This is a genomic window from Shewanella aestuarii, from assembly GCF_014647215.1.
Classification (GTDB): Bacteria; Pseudomonadota; Gammaproteobacteria; order Enterobacterales; family Shewanellaceae; genus Shewanella; species Shewanella aestuarii.
On record NZ_BMOT01000007.1, the window covers coordinates 99,492 to 119,143 of the forward strand.

Annotated in this window: 17 protein-coding genes; 11 read left to right on the forward strand and 6 right to left on the reverse strand. The window is 41.8% G+C overall.

Annotated elements, in window-relative coordinates; all coding sequences use genetic code 11:
* Positions 1-109 precede the first annotated feature (109 nt).
* Entirely contained in the window at positions 110-1,639 is a 1,530-nt protein-coding gene (locus tag IEY03_RS11565) for a DUF3612 domain-containing protein (protein WP_188841770.1), read from the reverse strand.
* A 156-nt stretch (positions 1,640-1,795) separates the two neighbouring features.
* Between IEY03_RS11565 and IEY03_RS11570 the strand changes: the two genes are divergently transcribed.
* Positions 1,796-2,314 (forward strand): aldolase/citrate lyase/malate synthase family protein, encoded by a 519-nt coding sequence (locus IEY03_RS11570; protein WP_188841772.1) that lies wholly within the window; start codon positions 1,796-1,798, stop codon positions 2,312-2,314.
* 448 nt (positions 2,315-2,762) lie between these two features.
* A complete protein-coding gene (locus tag IEY03_RS11575; protein WP_373290861.1) occupies positions 2,763-3,698 on the forward strand; it encodes a YeiH family protein in 936 nt (311 codons plus the stop codon).
* 21 nt (positions 3,699-3,719) lie between these two features.
* Here IEY03_RS11575 and IEY03_RS11580 read toward each other — a convergent pair whose 3' ends face one another.
* Positions 3,720-3,917 carry a hypothetical protein gene (locus tag IEY03_RS11580; RefSeq protein ID WP_188841792.1) on the reverse strand — a complete coding sequence of 66 codons (198 nt, stop codon included), beginning with the start codon at positions 3,915-3,917 and terminating at the stop codon, positions 3,720-3,722.
* A gap of 547 nt (positions 3,918-4,464) precedes the next feature.
* Here IEY03_RS11580 and IEY03_RS11585 point away from each other — a divergent pair.
* Genes IEY03_RS11585 through IEY03_RS11600 form a run of 4 tightly spaced genes read left to right on the forward strand, consistent with a single transcriptional unit; the run spans position 4,465 to position 8,734 of the window.
* Positions 4,465-5,142, forward strand: coding sequence for a methylamine utilization protein (locus tag IEY03_RS11585; RefSeq protein WP_188841794.1), 678 nt, complete (start codon positions 4,465-4,467; stop codon positions 5,140-5,142).
* The gene (locus IEY03_RS11590; protein WP_188841796.1) at positions 5,132-7,438 is read left to right on the forward strand and encodes a putative bifunctional diguanylate cyclase/phosphodiesterase; all 2,307 of its coding nucleotides are present in this window, start codon (positions 5,132-5,134) and stop codon (positions 7,436-7,438) included. The genes IEY03_RS11585 and IEY03_RS11590 overlap by 11 nt, the downstream gene beginning before the upstream one ends.
* Before the next feature lie 49 nt (positions 7,439-7,487).
* Complete coding sequence (locus IEY03_RS11595) at positions 7,488-8,303, forward strand: DUF3034 family protein (RefSeq protein ID WP_373290864.1); 816 nt, start codon at positions 7,488-7,490, stop codon at positions 8,301-8,303.
* On the forward strand, positions 8,300-8,734 hold the full coding sequence (locus IEY03_RS11600) for a group I truncated hemoglobin (RefSeq protein WP_188841800.1): 435 nt from the start codon (positions 8,300-8,302) through the stop codon (positions 8,732-8,734). Before IEY03_RS11595 ends, IEY03_RS11600 begins: the two co-directional genes overlap by 4 nt.
* An 11-nt stretch (positions 8,735-8,745) precedes the next feature.
* On the opposite strand, the gene IEY03_RS11605 is transcribed toward IEY03_RS11600, so the two are convergent.
* On the reverse strand, positions 8,746-9,939 hold the full coding sequence (locus tag IEY03_RS11605; RefSeq protein ID WP_188841802.1) for a cyclic di-GMP phosphodiesterase: 1,194 nt from the start codon (positions 9,937-9,939) through the stop codon (positions 8,746-8,748).
* A gap of 281 nt (positions 9,940-10,220) precedes the next feature.
* On the opposite strand from IEY03_RS11605, the gene IEY03_RS11610 reads away from it, so the two are divergent.
* A complete protein-coding gene (locus IEY03_RS11610) occupies positions 10,221-11,579 on the forward strand; it encodes an isochorismate synthase (RefSeq protein ID WP_346056342.1) in 1,359 nt (452 codons plus the stop codon).
* An 85-nt stretch (positions 11,580-11,664) separates the two neighbouring features.
* On the opposite strand, the gene IEY03_RS11615 is transcribed toward IEY03_RS11610, so the two are convergent.
* On the reverse strand, positions 11,665-13,266 hold the full coding sequence (locus IEY03_RS11615; RefSeq protein ID WP_188841804.1) for an AbgT family transporter: 1,602 nt from the start codon (positions 13,264-13,266) through the stop codon (positions 11,665-11,667).
* Positions 13,267-13,792: 526 nt separating this feature from the next.
* Between IEY03_RS11615 and IEY03_RS11620 the strand changes: the two genes are divergently transcribed.
* From IEY03_RS11620 to IEY03_RS11630, 3 genes are all read left to right on the forward strand, one after another.
* A complete protein-coding gene (locus IEY03_RS11620) occupies positions 13,793-14,311 on the forward strand; it encodes a LemA family protein (protein ID WP_188841806.1) in 519 nt (172 codons plus the stop codon).
* A 265-nt stretch (positions 14,312-14,576) separates the two neighbouring features.
* On the forward strand, positions 14,577-15,230 hold the full coding sequence (locus IEY03_RS11625) for a lytic transglycosylase domain-containing protein (RefSeq protein WP_373290865.1): 654 nt from the start codon (positions 14,577-14,579) through the stop codon (positions 15,228-15,230).
* Positions 15,231-15,498: 268 nt separating this feature from the next.
* Positions 15,499-16,887 (forward strand): M28 family peptidase, encoded by a 1,389-nt coding sequence (locus tag IEY03_RS11630; protein WP_188841810.1) that lies wholly within the window; start codon positions 15,499-15,501, stop codon positions 16,885-16,887.
* A 196-nt stretch (positions 16,888-17,083) separates the two neighbouring features.
* Here the strand turns inward: IEY03_RS11630 and IEY03_RS11635 are convergent, their stop codons facing one another.
* Positions 17,084-17,926 carry a 23S rRNA (adenine(2030)-N(6))-methyltransferase RlmJ gene (locus IEY03_RS11635; protein WP_188841812.1) on the reverse strand — a complete coding sequence of 281 codons (843 nt, stop codon included), beginning with the start codon at positions 17,924-17,926 and terminating at the stop codon, positions 17,084-17,086.
* A gap of 133 nt (positions 17,927-18,059) precedes the next feature.
* Here IEY03_RS11635 and IEY03_RS11640 point away from each other — a divergent pair, with 133 nt between their 5' ends.
* A complete protein-coding gene (locus IEY03_RS11640) occupies positions 18,060-18,821 on the forward strand; it encodes a class I SAM-dependent methyltransferase (protein ID WP_188841814.1) in 762 nt (253 codons plus the stop codon).
* A 100-nt stretch (positions 18,822-18,921) separates the two neighbouring features.
* Here IEY03_RS11640 and IEY03_RS11645 read toward each other — a convergent pair whose 3' ends face one another.
* Positions 18,922-19,518, reverse strand: a complete 597-nt coding sequence (locus tag IEY03_RS11645) for a HutD/Ves family protein (protein WP_188841816.1) — start codon at positions 19,516-19,518, stop codon at positions 18,922-18,924.
* Between the last annotated feature and the right edge of the window lie 134 nt (positions 19,519-19,652).

Sequence of the window (19,652 nt, forward strand, 5' to 3'; positions counted from 1 at the left end):
TTGTTCAGTGTCGTTGGACGAAGTGTCGCTGTTAGGTGCCTGTTATCTTGCCAAGTCGTTGTGAGAGCTTCGACTTGGCAAGTACTTTTGGATTAGTTGGGACTCAAAATTAGTTATCTTCACATAAATTTTTACCGGCAGAGTAACAGCTGGGCTGCCGTGGGCAGACGGCACCGCGTGAGCAAATTAAGCGGGCATCATTTTTAATTCCCCGTTCAATCCAATTAATATTAAGGATTTTTGCCACGCTGGTAAGGTCTTTTTTAATGTGTTTTGGGATCTCAATCGAGCCGCCATTGGATGCACAAGCCTGTTTTAAATCATGGGCAATGGACAGTGAATCTTTACCTTGTGCATCAATGGCAGGATTTAAATCTATGCCGGCACATAACACATGGGGATTTCCTGCGGAGTCTTCTACTTTAATAGATTCACAACAGTATATCCGCGGTTGATTACCCACATTTAAGATTGAAATTTGTGCCGATGTACCCGATGACGGCTCGTTGATCATCCTAAATACCGCCCAGTGCTGACAGGGATCTTCTACTAAGCGCATATTACCCCACGGCAGCGGGATCCCATTACCACGATAAACCGCCTTGAGCTTACCAGGGGCGTAGGCATCAAAGAAATGCCAATGCGGATAAGGCGACACAACCGTCATTCGGCGCATCGCAACCGATGCCGATACCTGTAACTGTTTGTGGACACTAATTTCATAACCATGACGGTCGAGTAATTGCCTAAAAGGTACTTTAGGACACAGCAGGGCGCCAGCAAAAAAGCTCGACTCAAAATCACGCCAGGCATGCAAAATATCTTGCGCATTTAAGGTGTTTGATTGCGGAATACTATTATCATCACCTTCTTCTTTACGACCTGAGGTCATCACCGATTTCAAGCCATCTTTATTGTGTAAAACACAGTGGCCAATATGCACAGCTAAGTCATATTTCAGACGGTGAGGACGATTTTTGAGGGTGTTGTTCAAATAAATCGTGCTAGGCGGCTCAAAAAATGAGGTCACTAACTGGCGAGAGCTGGCCCCCATTTCATCGCGTATCTCTTGTGGTGTGCGGTCAATCCATTTAATCACTAAGCCCATTCTTGCGGCAATGGTTAGCATGTCGTCGGCCATTAATGGCATACGCTTTAATCCCACATCTTCAGCGGCACGCTCCAAATCAGGAAAGTGATTTTGATGATGTTCTTGGTGGGCGCGGATCAACAAATGGGCAAACTGTCTACCCGAAGTGCCTGTTTGTGACAGCATCTCAGGGATCGCAATTTGTAAAATATCATTCGAAAATAAAAAGCTTGGCTCAAGTGGCATACCGCTAATACCACCTTTACTGCCTTTTTCTGGTGTAATGGCATGCTCTTCGGGCACATCGTCAAGAAACCATTCAACTTCTTTTTGAAAAACAGCGGCGATAACAGCCAACATATCCGCACTTGGCACCCGTTTTCCGCGCTCAATCATGGATAAGTATGACACCGAAGGTGAATTGCTTGAGTCCACTCGCATGCAGCGGGCAGAGAGATCTTCCATGGTTAAGTTATTGCGTTTACGCAAGTTTCTTATCTTGGTGCCCAGAAAGTGGGTCTTTCGCATTAAGCTTTTTTCATTTCTCATTTGTATAATTCACACTGTAAAATTTTTATTGTGAAATTGTTTGTAAAAATAGCATAGACTAAAAATCAAGCTGTGAACAAGGCTTAATTCAAAACCATTTTGAATGACTATAAATAAATTAATGTGACCTACTATTGAAAAGAAGAGGATAAGGCTATGAATATGTCTACTCAAGCAAATACCAAAGCGACCCAAAACCTTAACCACTTCATTGGTGAGCAATTTGTGGCAACAACTAATAAATTAGATCGCTCGATTAATGCGAAAGAATTGTTAGACGCCCAGTTCCCATTAGCAACAGGTTCGCATCAAGATGTGACAAGCTATGTTGTTTATTACACTCATCTTTTAGCATTCTTAAAAGATGGTACTCAATGTGGATTGCAAAATCCTTGTCAATTTGTGGCATTAACAGGCCATAAGAGTGAGCCATCATCGGTAGTGTTAAAAAACAATGATACCCATGTTGAGATATGTTTTGACCGTCAAGGTGAAATGGGTAGTCATGATTTAGCTAACATTGAAGATATTCAAATTGAAATGCCGATTAAAAACTTACCAACACCTTACAAACAGTGGATCAGCTTATTACATTCAAGCTGCAAACCAACAGACGGCCGTTGTAAAGTGTTCACTGCGAAAGATGGTAGCGATTATGCTATGCATCAGCGCTAAGCTTACTCGATGAGCCGCGACAACTGAAAAGCCAGTAGGTAATGCCACTGGCTTTTTGATGTAACAAAACTTACATCACTTAATATTTTGTCAGTATAATTCATCCGCAAAGAAGGAGTTGAAACGCGCTATGTTTCAGCCTGTTTAAGTAAGGTTTCATTAGTATTTTTTAACCTAACTCTTAGTTAGTGTTGGATGTTAATTTTTTCTGAGTTATCGGTTATTTTACCTCAACGGGTTAAGAGATTACCCAATGAGATTTAAGAGCAAATATTCAATTGCTGTAAATTCACTTCCATAGGTCAACAGCATCTAAATGTCTTTCAGTGTATTAAACGTTGCCTATGGTTGAATAATTTGTTGATGAATTGCAAATCTCGACGTTAAACATCGTTTGATAAGATTCAAATTGCTACAATAGCGCACTGCTTTTTAAATGAGTTTTCTTATGCTCAACTCACCTGTTAAAAATTATAAATTATGGCTATTCATTTTAATGGGCCTGTTTTGCTTAACGCCCTTGATATCCTCCCCTGTGGCTTTACTGATGGGATTTACCCTGGCCAGTATTGGGCTTGTGCCTGAAAATATTGATCTGGGTAAATGGACCAAAAAATTGCTCGCTTATTCTATTGTTGGATTAGGTTTTGGTATCAATCTGCCTGAAGCCATAGAAGCCAGCAGCAGTAACCTTGGATTAATTGTCGGTTCTATTTTTTTCACCTTGGTTTTGGGTTATGGCCTAACCCGCATAATGGGGCTAGATAGTAAAACCGGGCATTTAATCAGCTGTGGTACAGCTATTTGTGGTGGCAGTGCAATTGCAGCTGTTGCTCCGGCAATTAATGCCAAAAACGATCAAATTGCAGTGTCATTAGCCTGCGTATTTTTACTCAATTCAATTGCGCTTTTTGTGTTCCCTACCATAGGCCATGCATTGCAATTATCGCAATATGATTTTGGTGTGTGGAGTGCGATTGCTATTCACGACACTTCTTCTGTAGTTGGTGCCGCATCGGCTTATGGCGATGAAGCATTGAAAACTGCGACCACAGTAAAACTGGCCCGTGCACTGTGGATTATTCCTGTAGCATTATTAAGTGCGATTGCATTTGGCGGCGATAAGAGCAAAATTACCATTCCATTTTTTATTATCTTTTATTGTGTGGCAATTTTAGTGGCTTATTTTGTGCCACAAGGCCAGGCTCTTTACAGCTTACTATTTAGTGTTTCAAAGCAAGTGTTAGTGCTGTGCTTATTCTTAATTGGGGCAGCCATTACCGTGAAGAAAATGCGTGCTAATGGACCTAAGCCATTGTTATTAGGCGTGCTACTCTGGTTTGCTATCGGCGGGGCATCATTGTTTTATATTGTGAGGTTTTAACTGTTGCAGCTAGCGGTGATATTACTCACCGCGTAAGTGACAATCGTGCTGCTTGATATCTGGCTTTGATAAAGCCAGCCAAATCAGACTAACAAAGGCAACTAGCTCTATTAGCGCACGCGTTAAACCAGTGGTTTGCACTGAAGCTATCACTGCGATAATACACAAGGTAATAATCGCAGTGGTTTTTAATTTATGAGATAACCATAATTGTGCCATTTCCCCTCCATATAATCGTCAATATCAGAATTATATTATCGAAGAAACTGGCAATTTTACGCCAATATCAATTTTAACTATGTCATAACCGATTGCAGCTCTTGATATTAAACCGTCAGGCATAATTATTGGAGATTGATGTGATGCACTATGATGTGGTCAATACCATGAAACCATCCAGTGCGATTATTTCGGTATCGAGAACATAGCGTGAAAATGTTTCCCATTCGAGTTATCTAATGAAAACTAGATAGTATTGCTAATACAATGATGTTTCTAATAAATTGACTCTTACTTTAGGTATGTCAGATACATTTTAGGCTACTATTAAGCGAGTGAAGTGTGGTTTATATTTTTAGCAGAACTATTTTCATGCCAATAACGTAGTAAGGTGGTTGTTTTTAGTTAAAATACTTTAGCTAAATACAATAATAACGGTGGTGTAAATGGATGTGACTTATTCACTAGGATTGAGCAGGTTAGGCTTAACTTTTATACACATACCTAGTTTTACGCTACATGATTTATTAACAGAATCGAGATTCAGATGCTAATTTGTCGTTTTCAGGTACTTATTGTGACAGCCTACTTTTTGTTATCGCTTCCTCTTTATGCTGCTTCTGTGCGGTTTCATTTGAGCGATACAAGCTTGGCAGGGGTTAGTGATGCTGTCGTGGAGTTAGTGGCTGAAAATCCTGTCTCTTCACCTGCTGTTAATATTCATGAAATGAAGCAATCAAATCGTATATTTTCTCCCTTTGTGCTGGCAGTACAGCAAGGGGATAAGGTCGAGTTTCCTAACTTTGATCGCACACGTCATCATGTTTATTCTTTCTCACCGGCCAAAACCTTTGAGTTAAAGCTATATGTTGGCAAGCTAGAGGCGCCAATAGAGTTTGAACAGCCAGGTGTCGTGGCAATAGGCTGTAATATTCATGATTATATGCAAGCATTTATCTATGTTGCTCAAAGTCCGTTCTATGCCGTGAGTAATGCACAAGGGGAAGTTGTGTTTAATGATTTATTACCGGGTAAATATACCGTAAAAGTATGGCATCCTTGGCTGACTAAGCCTTTTGACGACAGCGCTTTTGACTTAATTGAAGAAGAGAGGGTGATTGATTTAAAGGTAGATGTGCATTATCAGGAGAAGCCTAGCTCTCCACCATCAGGTTTTACATTAAACTCCACGTCAAATGAAAGTGAAAATATTCATGCGGACTAGTTTTCGGCATCGGATCATTCTAGTGCTCTTAGCTGTATTGACAGTTATACAGTTGTTGACGGCACTGTTTGTATTGAACGCAACGCAAAATGCTAGCCGGCAGCAACAAATTCAGCGTTTAAAGGTTGGTATTAATGTTTTTAGTGACATGCTGGCTAATCGTAATTTACAACTAAATCAGAGCCTTTTATTGCTTAGCGCTGATTTTGGTTTCAAGCGGGCTGTGGCAACAAAAGAACAAGAAACCATCTCTTCTGTTTTATCTAATCATGGTAAAAGAATTAATGCTAATGCTGCAATATTATTATCCCCGCAAGGTAAGCTCTTATCATCAAGCTTATCTGGTTTAACGGAAGATGATGTTAATGACTTATTTATTCAGCACAACAATGCTGAAAACAATTTTGTAATTTTGAATTTTAATCACGCAAGCTATCAGTTCGTGTTTCAACCAGTTAAAGCCCCTACATTAATTGCATGGGTAGGAATGGGCTTTTTGTTGGATGAGAAAGTCGCCAAACAAGCAAAAGCAATGACAGGTATTGATATCAGTTTTATTAATTCAACATCGCAAAGAATAGAAATTGTATCAACCTTACCGAGAGCGTTATCCGAGCAGTTAGCTCAAGCTTCTGTCAATTTCACCGATACAACTCTCGCCGTACAAGATAACTACCCTGAGAATTATTTGTCTCAGGTGATTCAACTTGATTTAAAAAGTGAATCGCAATGGGTTGTCCTGCATCAATCTAATCAACGCTGGCAAGCAAGCTATCAACAGCTACGTAATAATATGTTGATGATATTTGCATTGACCTCAATTTTAGCTTTTATTGTTGCGATGTGGGTAACAAGTGGACTCACCAAACCGATAGATGCGCTTGTTCATTTCGCTAAAAAAGTGGGTCAGGGCGAAAACCCATCTAAAATAGAGGGGGCACCAGCAGAGTTACAAACACTGGCTGATACCTTATCAACAATGCGAAACAATATTGAGCAACGCGAACAAGATCTACTTTATCAATCTGAACATGACTCTTTAACAGGATTGCTAAATCGTTTTGCTGCAGAGACGAAAATAAGCCAACAGATCATCGGGTTAACAGGTACTTTGCTGTTGATCGACATCAAGCATTTTAGACAAGTAAACGACATCATTGGTTTTGCTAATGGTGATCAGTTACTTGTTAGTTTTGCTGAACGATTAAGTCGCTTGGCCTTAGATGTCACCTTATTGGCAAGACTAGACGGCGATGCTTTTTTATTACTATTAGCGGATGAGATAGAAAAAGCTGAACTTGCTCACCATCTTTATGGTGTTGTGATGCCATTTAATGTGGCAGGTTCAAAAATTACTCTAGCTATCAGAGCGGGAATAGTGCAATTAAACGGGCTGTACCTGCACACTGATACCCTATTTAGGCACGTTGAAATTGCGTTAAACCATGCTTGTAATCAAGGTGAAGATGCATACGTTTATCAGGAAGGAGATGATGCTAAATATCAGCGTGAATTGTCCTTGGTGCGCGATTTGCCTCTAGCATTAACCCAAGGGCAGCTGCATTTAGTTTATCAACCTAAAGTCAATATACAAAAAAATACCTGTTATGCCGCAGAAGCCCTTATTCGTTGGCAACACCCTGAGCTCGGTTTTATCCCTCCGGATGAGTTTATTAAATTGGCAGAAAATTCAGGCAACATATCAATGATAAGTGAATGGGTTATCGCGGAGGCTATAGCACAAGCAAGTGCTTGGCACCAGCAAGGACTAGATATCACCGTGGCAATTAATTTATCCGCGCATGATTTAATGGATGATACATTGCCTATGCGCCTTGCCGAGCAAATGAATACCATTAACCTACCGACCTATACGCTTGCTATTGAAGTTACCGAAGGTGCGGTGATGACAGACACTGAAACAACCATTCATGTGCTTAATCAGTTTGAAGCGAAGGGTTTTCATATTGCCATCGATGACTTTGGTACTGGACATTCGTCATTAGCTTATTTAAAACTATTACCCGTTAATGAAGTCAAAATTGACCGCAGTTTTATTAAAGATATTCATCAAAATGCAACAGACCACATGATTGTCGATACCAGCATAAAGCTAATAAAGGGCCTGCATTTATCCGTTGTGGCAGAGGGGGTTGAAACCCCGTTAGGAATCGATATTTTACAAAAAATGGGGTGCGATATTATTCAAGGCTATGTCTACTCAAAACCTATCAAAGCGGTTGAGTTTCAGGCGTGGGTGACTAACTTTAACCATAAAGCAGATCAATCAGCATAGCATGGAAGTCAAAATGCAGAGTATTCGACCAGTCGTTGTCCTAATCTCCATGCTTATGGGGATGATTTTGTCGCCCCATAGTAATGCACAGACAACGAAGATAATTGCAACCGGAGGAGCTACTCAAATAGAAGGTGCTGGTGGCGGAGGTATTGTTCCGTGGGCTGTGGTAAATGGTTACGGTAGCAGTGATGAATGGGCAGCTACTGCGGTGGCAACATCAGTAGCTGTTGATGACTTTACCTTACGTGTGCTTGGTGCTTCTGTTAGCTATGACAATCGATTAGAGTTGAGCTTCGCAAGACAAACATTTGATTTAGATACATTAGGTGGCTCATTAGGGCAGGATGTTTGGGGGATAAAGTATAAATTGGTCGGAGAGTTACTTTATACCAGCATACCGCAGATCAGTGTTGGGTTGCAGTATAAAAAGGTGGCTGATTTTGGTTTGCCCTCAGCGGTTGGTGCTGCAAATGATGCCGGGTTAGATATTTACATTGCCTCAAGCAAGGTCTTTTTCGACGCCATCGCAGGGAGAAACATTTTACTCAACGGCACGCTTCGAGCCACCGAAGCTAACCAAATAGGTTTGCTTGGATTTGGGAGTACTCATTCAAGCGATTATCAAGTAATGCTAGAAGGGTCAGTCGCTGTGTTGCTAAGGGATGACATCGCTTTGGGATATGAATATAGGCAAAAACCAAATCAGCTAGATTTTGCAAAAGAAGATGATTGGCAAGATATTTTTTTAGCTTGGTTTGTAAATAAACACCTCTCGGTTACAGCCGCATATACCGATTTAGGTGGTATTGCCGGTTTCGCTCATCAAAATGGTTGGTACTTGTCTGTTGAGGGGGCATTATGAAAAAGGAGTACGTTTTTTTACTAAATGTAATTTTACTTCTAACCTGCATAGGTTGTGCAACTCCGCCCGCATCAACTAATCTACTTTATCAGCGATTGGGCGGGTATCATGGACTCGAACTCATTACCAATGATTTTCTGCTACTGATTTCTCGAGATAAGCGCATAGTTGACCACTTTAATGAAACAGATATCAGTATTTTTAGACAGCGCTTAATCGAGCATTTATGTGTTGTTGCAGGCGGTGAGTGTGACTATCAAGGTGAAAGTATGCTAAATGCTCATCAAGGTCTTAATATCACTCAAGCTGATTTTGATGTACTAGTTGGCCACTTAATTACGGCTATGAAGCAAAACGATATTCCAATGGCAACCCGCAATGCTTTGTTAGCAAGACTTGCCCCCATGTATGGTGATATTACTTATCAGTAAAACCCACAAGGTTAATAAAAAGGGCTTGGGTCGACATCTAAGCTGCTGGGTGAAATACCGCGTTCAATATTCAGATCTGATTTTAATAAATCAACCATGATGACTTCGGTATAGCGTCGGTGTTTTAAAGAATAAAAACACTTCACAATTGGGTGTAAAGCATCGCGGTTTTTAGCTTCCCACACAATACCGACACGCTCATCGGATAACTGTACTAATGAGCCAACGGGATACACACCGACACAACGAATAAATTCATATACCAAAGACTGATCTAAATGAAATGGCGTTAAACTAATGAGAATTTTGAATGCCGCGGCGGGGCTCATTGCTTCTTTATAACAACGCGTGGCGGTTAAGGCATCAAAAATATCGACGATACAGCTCATTCTTCCGTGAATCGGAATTTCATCATCTTTGAGCCCCTTGGGGTATCCTCTGCCGTCTAATTTTTCATGATGCATTAAACACACATCTTTACTGATTTGCGATAACCCTTGAGTATCATCCATAATTTCAACCGCATAAGTTTGATGCAATTTCATGTGCTCAAACTCTTCAGGGGTTAACTTACCGGGTTTGTGTAAAATCTTATTATCAACTTTCACTTTACCTATATCATGCAAAATGCCGCCAACAGCCATTTGGCGAAGCACATCAATATCCAACTTTAAATGTTTACCAAAGGTAACCAGTAAGAAAGCCACGTTAATAGAGTGTTCGAGTAAATATGCATCTTTGGTGCGTAATGCCGAAATACATTTAAACGCATCGGCATCATCCATTACCGATTCAATCATTTTGTCAGCAACCGCTTCAAAAGGGGCAACCTCTACAGCTTTGCCTTCAAAGGTCTCTGACAGCACTTTCTTAATTAAACCCTTTGCTTCATTTAATAGCTGCTTGGCTTGAGCCTGCTGAGCATCGCGGCTAAGGTTAGCTTTTTTTGCTAAAGGTTTGCCGGGTACCTCATGTGGTTTAGCTTTTTTCAGACCGCAGGTATCCGATGAGCGGTCGATATCTACCCAGACATGTTTGATATTATTTTTGACTAATTGTGCAACAGATTCACGGCTTTTTATTTGACCGGCATTGGCAATGGCAACTGTGCTGTTGTTGCGATCTATTGCCGTAACAAACATTCCCAAGTTTAATTTGGAAACAGGGAGTTTTATGATGTTTGAAGATTCAACAGAATCACTCATTTGTCTAGCGCCCTCAAGGTCAAAATGCACTTAACGAAATTTCGAATTATTATTGTGTCATTTAAAGATAAGCCGTCCTTGGGGGGTTAAATTTACTGCATAGGTAATCGATGTAGTAAGTAACAGTTTATAACACAAGTTATAGTATATAACATAAGTAATCGTTATATCAGCTTATGAATATTAGCTAAGTATAGATCACAGCCTAGGCTACGGATGATTGACAGTAAATGATTGGTTGATTAACGTTAAGCGCTTATTGCCATAGATCGGAGTCGACATTGTCTGGCCACTTTTTTAGTTCACAATTTAATGAGTTAAAGCAAAAGCTTGAACAAGTTATGCAGGCGTCTGATATGACGCCCATTGTGCAATTATCAGTAGAAGCTCCCGCAGTGCCCCTATTGTCGTGGTTAAGTGCCCAAACACAATATCCGCGAATTTATTGGCATGGCCGCGACAAAATCGAAGAAGTTGCGGCCATTGGAATTTGTAAGCAGTTTTATTATCAAGATCAGGTCGATGATCATCAACTTGCCGCAGATTACCAAGCCCAACGAGGCAAAGGAACTAGCCAAGACTTACGTTATTATGGTGGGGTTGCATTTGACCGCACGGTAGCATGTTGGCCGGAGTTCGGCCGAGCGCGATTTGTATTGCCACGCATTGAGCTTAGGCGCAGTGGCCAGAAAATAAAAATTTTGCTAAATCTCAATTTTGATAACCAAAATCGTGATTTAGAGTATCAGCTGGCGTTAGATGCCATCGCCAAGATAGAAAAACCTAAGCCGTTATCACCGCCGAATAAAACGCGTTTGATGAGCCGCAGTGACTTACCTGATAAAGATAGATGGCGAGAGCTAGTTGAGCAGGTAACGCAACACAACTTCAATAAGACCACTCCAAAAGTGGTGTTGTCTCGTCAAACTCAAATTGAAATAACCGAGCAACTTGATCCTTGGACAGTATTGGCGTGCTGGCAAGGTCGCAATCCTAATAGTTTTCAGTTTGGGTTCCAATTTAGCCCAGAACGCACATTTATTTCCTGTTCACCCGAACGCCTCTATTTGCGTCGCCAGAACGAGTTATTCACTGAGGCATTAGCGGGCACAACTATCCGTGGACTAAACCAAGAACAAGATGATTTACTGGCACAACAACTACTCGATGATGTTAAAAATAGCCATGAAAACCAGTTAGTAAGACAACATATTGTCGATGTACTTAAGCCGTTAAGCCAATATGTCGGCGCAGATGAAAAAGCGAAAATATTCAAATTAACCCACATTCAGCATTTACACAGATCGATCCGTGCCGAATTAAAGGCGGGTGTTAACGATTTTGATTTATTACGTGCATTACACCCCACGCCAGCCGTAGGAGGACTGCCTCGAAATAGTGCTATGAACTTTATTCGCCAGCGAGAAGGTTACGCGCGGGGATGGTACGCAGGGGCATGCGGTTATTTTAATCATTATGAGTCAGAGTTTTCAGTGGCCATCCGTAGTGCGCTAATTGAACCTAGAAGAATTAGTTTATATGCGGGGGCGGGAGTGGTTGCGGGATCGGACCCCGATGCAGAGTGGCAAGAGTTAGAAAATAAATTGGCGACGATTTTATCTATTCTTATCGATTTTTAATACTTGGCCAATGGTTATATCACCCACATACTAGCCACAAAAAACGCATCCCAAGGGATGCGTTTTGTATGCACTAAAGCTGGGGCTATGGTGTGTAATACGTGGCCGCATTCGGCCCTACAGGTAAGCCTAAAACAAATACCCATAGGAAGAAAAACAGCGTCCAGCCAATAAAGAAAACTATGGTGTACGGCAACATAGTGGCAATCAAGGTGCCTATGCCTAAGTCCTTTTTATAACGACAAGCCACTGCTAAAATTAGGCCGAAATAACTCATCATAGGGGTGATCAAGTTAGTTACAGAATCACCAATTCGATAAGCCGCTTGAATCGTTTCTGGTGCATAACCTACCAACATCAACATAGGCACAAAAATCGGTGCAGTTACGGCCCATTGTGCCGAAGCACTGCCAAGCATCAGGTTGATAAAGCCACACAGCATAATAAATAATACAAACACTAGCGGGCCCGTTAAGCCAATGGCATTTAAGGCTTGAGCACCACCAACAGCTAAAACCGCGCCTAAGTTTGTCCAATTGAAAAAGGCCACAAACTGAGCGGCAAAAAATACTAGAACTATGTACATGCCCATAGTACTCATGCTGTGCGACATGGCATTAATTACATCGACATCTTTTTTCATGGTGCCAACCACTTTACCGTAAACCAGCCCTGGAATCGCAAAGCCAATAAAGATAAAGGCGACAATGCCTTTTAAGAAAGGCGAACCTGCCACAAGACCTGTTTCAGGGTGTCGTAAAGGCCCATTCTCAGGAATAATGGTCAGCGCTAAAAGAGCTGAAAAAGCTATGGCTGCAAACGCCGCCATTTTTAGGCCGCGCTTTTCAATATCATTCACCTTATCCATGGTTTGAACGTCTAAATCGCTGGCTTCACTGGCATCATATTTACCCAGTTTAGGCTCAACAATTTTTTCAGTGACTAGGCCACCCAGTAAGGTAATTAAAAACGTCGAAGCAAACATAAAGTACCAATTAACCTCAGGGCCAACGGTATATTCTGGGTCAATCATTTGCGCTGCGGCTTCAGTAATGCCTGACAATAAAGGGTCAACTGTACCGAGTAATAAGTTAGCACTGTAACCGCCCGATACCCCCGCAAACGCAGCAGCCAAACCCGCTAAAGGGTGACGTCCTAATGAATGGAAAATCATTGCCGCCATTGGGATAAGCACCACATAGCCAAGTTCAGCAGCTGTGTTAGAGATAATGCCTGCGAAAACGATGGTATAGGTGACTAATCTTTTTGATGATCCCATTACCAATAAGCGCATCGCGGCGGATAATAGGCCCGAACGCTCCGCAATACCCACACCAAGTAATGCAACCAATACAGTACCTAACGGTGTAAAGCCAGTAAAGTTAGTTACCAGCCCTGATACAATGCGCTGTAATCCTTCAGCACTGAGTAAACTCACTACATGAATTAAACCATCAGGGCTTCTACCCGTTGTGCCCTCAGGACGAGGATCAATTACCGACAATTCAAAATAGCCGGCTATGCCACTGGCAAGGATCACCGCTACACAAAATAGAGCAAATAAAGTAATGGGGTGAGGTAGCAAGTTACCTAAGCGCTCGACTATGTTCAAAAAGCGAACAAATGCGCCGCTAGAGGCGATATCTGAAGGGCTTCCCTTGCTAATTGTTTGATGAGGTTGCGTCATTATTTTCCTTCGTTCGGCTTTTTCCTGATACCTATCAATATATTAATGATTTTTATTTTATGGGGTATCAGAGCTGTTTGTAAGATTTGGCCAATTTACAAGCTTACAGAGCGAGGGTTAACTGAAACTTAATTTATATTGAGTCAATATGTGATGTTGGCAGTGAAAGTTTGCTTAAGGTTGGATATCTTACGGTTAAGTGCAAGTAATGTTAGCTAAATTAGCGGGATAAATTGATGAGTGGATTAAAAAGTGCTCATTGTGATTTTATGTTTATTTTGCTGTTTATTATGCTTTTTTTATTAAATGTTAATTGCTGGATTCAAAAAAAACGCTATATTTTTGGCTAAGATATGAATTTAAATCAAATTCGATAAAATTGCTTGTTTTGTCACGTAAATGTTATGGTGAGTTAATTGGTGCCAATAAATATAGTCGGTACTTCACTGAGATTTAAGTGAAATATCGGTTAATTTATGCTTATTATTAGACATAAAAACAAAAAACCATCATTAAGGAAAACATCATGCAAGCCTTGCTGCTGAGTGTGAGCTTAGCCGTTATTCTCTGTTACCTTTGGTACGCCAGCCTGATTAAAAAGCGTCAGTCGGCTATTGATTCTCTTAGCGTGTTAAACCAAAAAATCGATGCTCGACTTTTGCTGTTAACGCAACTTTCTAACGTTAGCCAACAACATCAACCGCTTGATGCTGAACAAACCGCTCAATGGCAACAATTGCACCAGCTGAGTGCTAAAAGTGTCTGGTCACAACAAATAGATCAATACTTACCCCAGATTTTAATGATTTGGTCTGACATGGATAGCTTACAAAAAATGCTATTTTCAAACTTGCATGGTGATGAGTTAAACGAGCAACAAGTCAACGAGTATTTACAATTAGAGCTGGATTACCAAAACGCCAGCGAGTTTTATAACCAAGCCGTGACCGACTTAAACCAGGGCGTAAAAATGTTCCCCGGTTCAGTGGTGGCCAAATTAGCCAAAGTGGCCGCTATGCCCCTACTTGTTGTTGCCACTGAGTAATATCGTGAAAACCTTTGCACTAACAATCGTGAAGCAGATAAAACATCGCCAGATGCTGATAAGGCTCGGCTATGGGTTTTGTCTGTTATACACGCCTATCTGTCTGGCCGCAGAGGTGCCTGCTAAAAAACCTGTCATTAAAGCTATTTATAAAGCTGAAACTACTGCCATTGCTGAAGACAAACCACAACTGAGTTTGTTTCCAGATTTAAATAAGCTCGCTGTGACAGCAACAAATCGTGCCGATGCAGCGATTGAGTCGTCTGTGGTGTTGGATAATGGTTATTCATTACCTAAACCTGAGCTGAAAAAACCGGCCAAAAAGCATGTTAAGGCAAGTTATTCTGAGCATGGGATTTTGTCGGATTTGGGGGTTGAAAAACGCAAGGTATACCAGTATGAAGAAAACGGCATTATGGTTTTTAGTGACAGCCAGCCAACCCAGGGGGACTATCGCATCCACTTATATGAATGCTTTGCCTGTCGCCCAGACTCAACCATTGACTGGTACCATATTCCACTCTTTACTAAAGAATACTCAGCCGTGATAAGCAATGCAGCCAAACGTTATCAACTTGAACCCGCCCTCATTCGAGCAGTGATCCATGCTGAATCGGCATTTCGTACTAATGTGGTGTCTAAAGCGGGAGCTATGGGGTTAATGCAATTAATGCCAGGTACCGCCAAAGATATGCAGGTGACAAATGCCTTTCATGCTGAACAAAATATTAATGGTGGCAGCCGTTATTTGGCCAAGTTATTAGGGCAGTTTAATGGCGATATTGATTTAGCTTGTGCAGCCTATAATGCTGGCCCAACCAACGTTGATCAGTATCAAGGTATTCCGCCTTTTCCTGAAACACAAGCTTACGTGCAAAGGGTAAAAATTCTTTACAGCCGTTACCGCAAGGCCAGTTAATAAATGCTTGAAGTGATTCAGGACGATTAGCTTCATATTCAACAGCCAACAAGATTAAGCAAGCACTGAAAGTAATACCAATCAGCATAAGAATGTGATTATTCTTACTGGTTAAAATCGCTTATAACTTCGTTAGAAATTTTGTAGGTAGAGCAACTAGCTAGCTGCAATTCCTGCCTTGTTCTAAGCGATTTTTCCTACGCAATATTTGATCACTTATGTATCCCGATTGGTATAAAACAGCTTTGCGCTAATAATAGGAATGTTTATGATTTTATTACGTCCCAAGTTATCACTCGCGTTAACCCTTGCCAGTCTATTTCTGGCCTCAACCGGGCAGGCTAATCCCGCTTTAATTTCCGCTGCGCCGTCCCAAGAAGACATGCGCTTATATGACATCGCTACTGCGCCACAAGCAAAGCGTTTAGAGGACGATGTGCGTAAGTTGGTTAATTTTGGTACCCGTCACACCTTGTCAGACACTGCATCGACTACCAAAGGTATAGGCGCAGCAAGACGCTGGATAGAAGCCGAATTTAATCGTATTTCAACAGCTTGTGGTGGTTGCCTTGAGGTCATTACCGTAAGTGACACAGTACAAGGAAAACGCATTGCTAATCCCACAGAAGTGGTCAATGTGATCGCCATTCAGCGCGGTAAAACCGATCCCAAACGCGTAGTGATGATGAGCGGAGATATCGACTCTAGAGTGACAGACGTATTAGATGCGACCTCTATTTCCCCTGGTGCAAACGATAATGCCTCAGGCGTTGCTGGAGCAATTGAAGCTGCCCGCGTGCTGTCTAAATATCAGTTTAATGGCACCATTGTTTATGCTGCTTTGTCAGGGGAAGAGCAGGGGCTTTATGGTGGTGATATTTTGGCGAATTATGCTAAAAGTCAGGGCTGGAAAGTACAGGCGGTATTGAATAACGACATGATAGGCAATATCTCGGGTATTAATGGCGTGGTGAACAACTCCACTGTACGGGTATTCTCTGAGGGCGTGCGTTTTGTTGAAACCGTCGAGGAAGCCAAAGAACGTTATTTTAGTGGTGGTGAAAATGATTCTGCCTCGCGCAACTTAGCTCGTAATATTAAAGCGTTAGTTGATCAATACATGACCAACTTAGATGTGATGTTAGTGTATCGCCTAGACAGGTTTGGTCGCGGCGGGCATCATCTTCCTTTTAACAAAGCCGGTTTTCCAGCTGTGCGGGTGATGGAAACCAACGAGCATTATGATCGCCAGCATCAAGACATTCGCACTGAAAATGGCGTTGACTATGGTGATGTGATTGAAGGTGTCGATTTTGATTTTAATGCCAAGTTAACCGCACTCAATGCCATAAGCTTAGCCTCAATGGCATGGGCTCCCGCGCCACCGTCAAATGTGACCATAAAAGGTCAAGTGTTACCCAGTACCACGCTTAATTGGGCCAAAACAGCAGATAAAGATGTAGTTGGCTATCGTGTTTATTGGCGATTAACGACAGAGCCAGAATGGACTCACAGCCGTTATGTTGGCAATGTAAATGAATTTATGCTGAAAAATATGGTCATAGATAATTATCTCTTTGGTGTGGCAAGTGTGGCAGCAAATGGTAATACTAGCCCTGTGGTGTTTCCGGGGGCGGCAGGGGCATTTTTTAACTGACACGCCCAATTATGTCCTGTGAATAAATGACACATATCACACGGGATGTGATGTGCATTTAGAATCTCGAGCAGAAGGAGATTTCCCTTTTTAATGCCAATTAGTCATCGTTATTCAAGCCAGTATAACCATTGTTTTGTGGCGGTATAAAGCAAATGCCCTGACATTCAATCAGGGCATTTTATTTTAGCGCTGTCTATTCTCCAACTTCCCACTTTACGGTTACTGAACCATCGGCACGGCCTAAAATTGGCGCTAGGTAGTCAAGCGCAGCTTTGGCTAGCTCGTCGGTTTGCCAAGGTGGATTAATTATCCATAATCCAGCGGCGGTCATGCCAAATTCATCACTGTCAGCACTTATGGCTTGCTCAATGCGCAGCTGTTTTTTTATGCCGCTATTTTTAAGTAAGTTAAGCATAGCTTCCGTTTGCTCACGCTTAACCACCGGATACCACAACATAAATACCCCTGTCGCAAATCGCTTATGGGCTTTTATAATGGTTTGGGCAACATCAATATAATCCGATTTAATCTCATAGCTTGGGTCGATTAATATCACTCCACGGCGCTCTGGTGGCGGTACTGCTGCCATTAAGCCCTGTAGCCCATCGCCTTTAATCACTCTGACTTGTTTATCCTGATCAAAATATTCTTCAAGTAACTGATGATCAGTGCCATGTAGCTCATGCAGTACCATGCGGTCTTTGGGGCGCAATTCTGCGTCGACAAAGCTAGGGGAGCCTGGATATACAGTGAGTTGGTCAAACTCGCCGTTAAAAATTTTTACCGCTTCCACATAGTCCGCTAAAGCTGTCGGTAAATTGTTGGCTTCCCATAATTTAGCTACGCCATCTAGGTACTCCCCGGTTTTTTGGGCAAATTCATCATTTAATGAGTAAGCCCCCGCTCCAGCATGAGTATCAATGTACACATAAGGCTTGTCTTTTTTCTGCATGGCCTTGAGCACTTGCAGCAACATTGAATGTTTAAGTACATCGGCATAATTGCCGGCATGATATCCGTGGCGGTAACTTAGCATGAGATATTCCAAAAAGTGGCAGCGTTGACTGCAAGATAGCCGCATTATAAGTTTTCTTGCAGGTAAGGTATAGGTATTCACTGCCTTGGCGTTTTGGCATAATAGTCATATTGCCCTTTAAGTAGATAACAAAGTGACCGCGATTTATTTCAATCAACAGTATCCAAGCCTTGTCGATATTTGCCAACGATGGTCACTTCATTATGATCAAAACGCCCCGTTTGAGCTGCGTTTTGAGCAAAACCAATTAACCCTACATAAACGCGACGAGCCAAAGCTGGACGGTATCATAGTGGATTTTGTTACTGGCGCAGTGGCGCACAGGCGGAAATTTGGTGGCGGCAGAGGGCAATCAATTGCTAAAGCTGTGGGGCTAAAACAAGGTGTATCTCCAACTGTTGTTGATGGTACTGCCGGTTTAGGGCGCGATGCATTTGTGTTGGCTAGCTTAGGCTGCAAGGTGATTATGGTTGAGCGTCACCCCGTTGTTGCCGCGTTATTAGAAGACGGTTTACGCCGGGCTTATGATGATGCTGAAATTGGCCAGTGGATGAATGAGCGTATGAGCCTGTTCCATGGTTCAAGTTTAAGTGCACTCGCAGATGCGGCTAAAGGTAGCGGCACTGAAATAGACGTAGTCTATCTTGACCCTATGTACCCACATCGCGAAAAATCGGCGTTAGTTAAAAAAGAAATGCGCGTTTTTCAAACCTTAGTTGGCGCCGACCTAGATGCCGATGGCTTGTTAAATCCCGCAATACAGTTAGCCACAAAACGGGTGGTGGTGAAGCGTCCTGACTATGCCGAAGATCTTGATGGCGCCAAGCCAAGCATGGTTATTGCCAGTAAGAAAAATCGTTTTGATGTTTATGTTAAATCTGCAATGAAGTCATGATAGCCCATCAGCGCCCTTATTCGCGCTTACTATAACCTCACTCACTTATACTACTAGTGAGTTGTATTCTTCTGGGCATTTATCTGTTTGCGATGTCTACTTATCCGAGTGTTGGCGTTGATTCAATAACCTTTTGAATTTGAATCAGCAAAACGGGTGTCGGACTGATGTAATGCCAATGGTTTATCTCGTCGCCAGTTGTGGCTAATAAGTCGTATTGAGTGATTGGGTGCGATTCGGTGGTTTCATCTTGGTATGTTGCATTGGCTAAAAATAGCACCATTAACTCGCCTGGTAATGCGGGTAAGTTGCCAGTAGCAAGCTGATGTCGGCTAACTTTGGCCTGAAACACCCCTCTGCGAACCATAACGTTAAAATCTAACACGGTGGAATTAATCAGTTGGCTGTTAATCGACAGCTCACCTTTAAATGAAAAAGGGGCGCTACTACTATTGATTAAAAGCGTTTCAGGATCATCATCTTGCATTAATCGAAGCCCATCGCCTTCCAGTATCACTAGATGGCGGTCAATTTGACTAAACAATGAAAACGGACCATGGGTTTGCACTTTTGCCATGCTAATACGAATATCGAAGTTTTCTAAGTTTGCTTCAAGTGGATAAATATAGCGTTGAAACGTACTTCCATGACCATTTTTCCATGGTGTTTCTGTGCATTGGCAAAACTTGTATAGCATCAGCGATTACTTTTTTGTGGTGAAACCTAAATTTTAAAAGTAAGCGGAAATAGATGAAATAACAAGTGAATTTCTGTCTAAATCGTTTGCAAATTTCCCGCCTTATTGGTGCCTGATTTTTATCAGGCCACAGT

Coding starts and splice junctions, on each gene's coding strand:
- IEY03_RS11565 (WP_188841770.1), bottom strand. CDS start 1,639: ATGAGAAATGAAAAAAGCTTAATGCGAAAGACCCACTTTCTGGGCACC.
- IEY03_RS11570 (WP_188841772.1), top strand. CDS start 1,796: ATGAATATGTCTACTCAAGCAAATACCAAAGCGACCCAAAACCTTAAC.
- IEY03_RS11575 (WP_373290861.1), top strand. CDS start 2,763: ATGCTCAACTCACCTGTTAAAAATTATAAATTATGGCTATTCATTTTA.
- IEY03_RS11580 (WP_188841792.1), bottom strand. CDS start 3,917: ATGGCACAATTATGGTTATCTCATAAATTAAAAACCACTGCGATTATT.
- IEY03_RS11585 (WP_188841794.1), top strand. CDS start 4,465: ATGCTAATTTGTCGTTTTCAGGTACTTATTGTGACAGCCTACTTTTTG.
- IEY03_RS11590 (WP_188841796.1), top strand. CDS start 5,132: ATGCGGACTAGTTTTCGGCATCGGATCATTCTAGTGCTCTTAGCTGTA.
- IEY03_RS11595 (WP_373290864.1), top strand. CDS start 7,488: ATGCTTATGGGGATGATTTTGTCGCCCCATAGTAATGCACAGACAACG.
- IEY03_RS11600 (WP_188841800.1), top strand. CDS start 8,300: ATGAAAAAGGAGTACGTTTTTTTACTAAATGTAATTTTACTTCTAACC.
- IEY03_RS11605 (WP_188841802.1), bottom strand. CDS start 9,939: ATGAGTGATTCTGTTGAATCTTCAAACATCATAAAACTCCCTGTTTCC.
- IEY03_RS11615 (WP_188841804.1), bottom strand. CDS start 13,266: ATGACGCAACCTCATCAAACAATTAGCAAGGGAAGCCCTTCAGATATC.
- IEY03_RS11620 (WP_188841806.1), top strand. CDS start 13,793: ATGCAAGCCTTGCTGCTGAGTGTGAGCTTAGCCGTTATTCTCTGTTAC.
- IEY03_RS11630 (WP_188841810.1), top strand. CDS start 15,499: ATGATTTTATTACGTCCCAAGTTATCACTCGCGTTAACCCTTGCCAGT.
- IEY03_RS11635 (WP_188841812.1), bottom strand. CDS start 17,926: ATGCTAAGTTACCGCCACGGATATCATGCCGGCAATTATGCCGATGTA.
- IEY03_RS11645 (WP_188841816.1), bottom strand. CDS start 19,518: ATGCTATACAAGTTTTGCCAATGCACAGAAACACCATGGAAAAATGGT.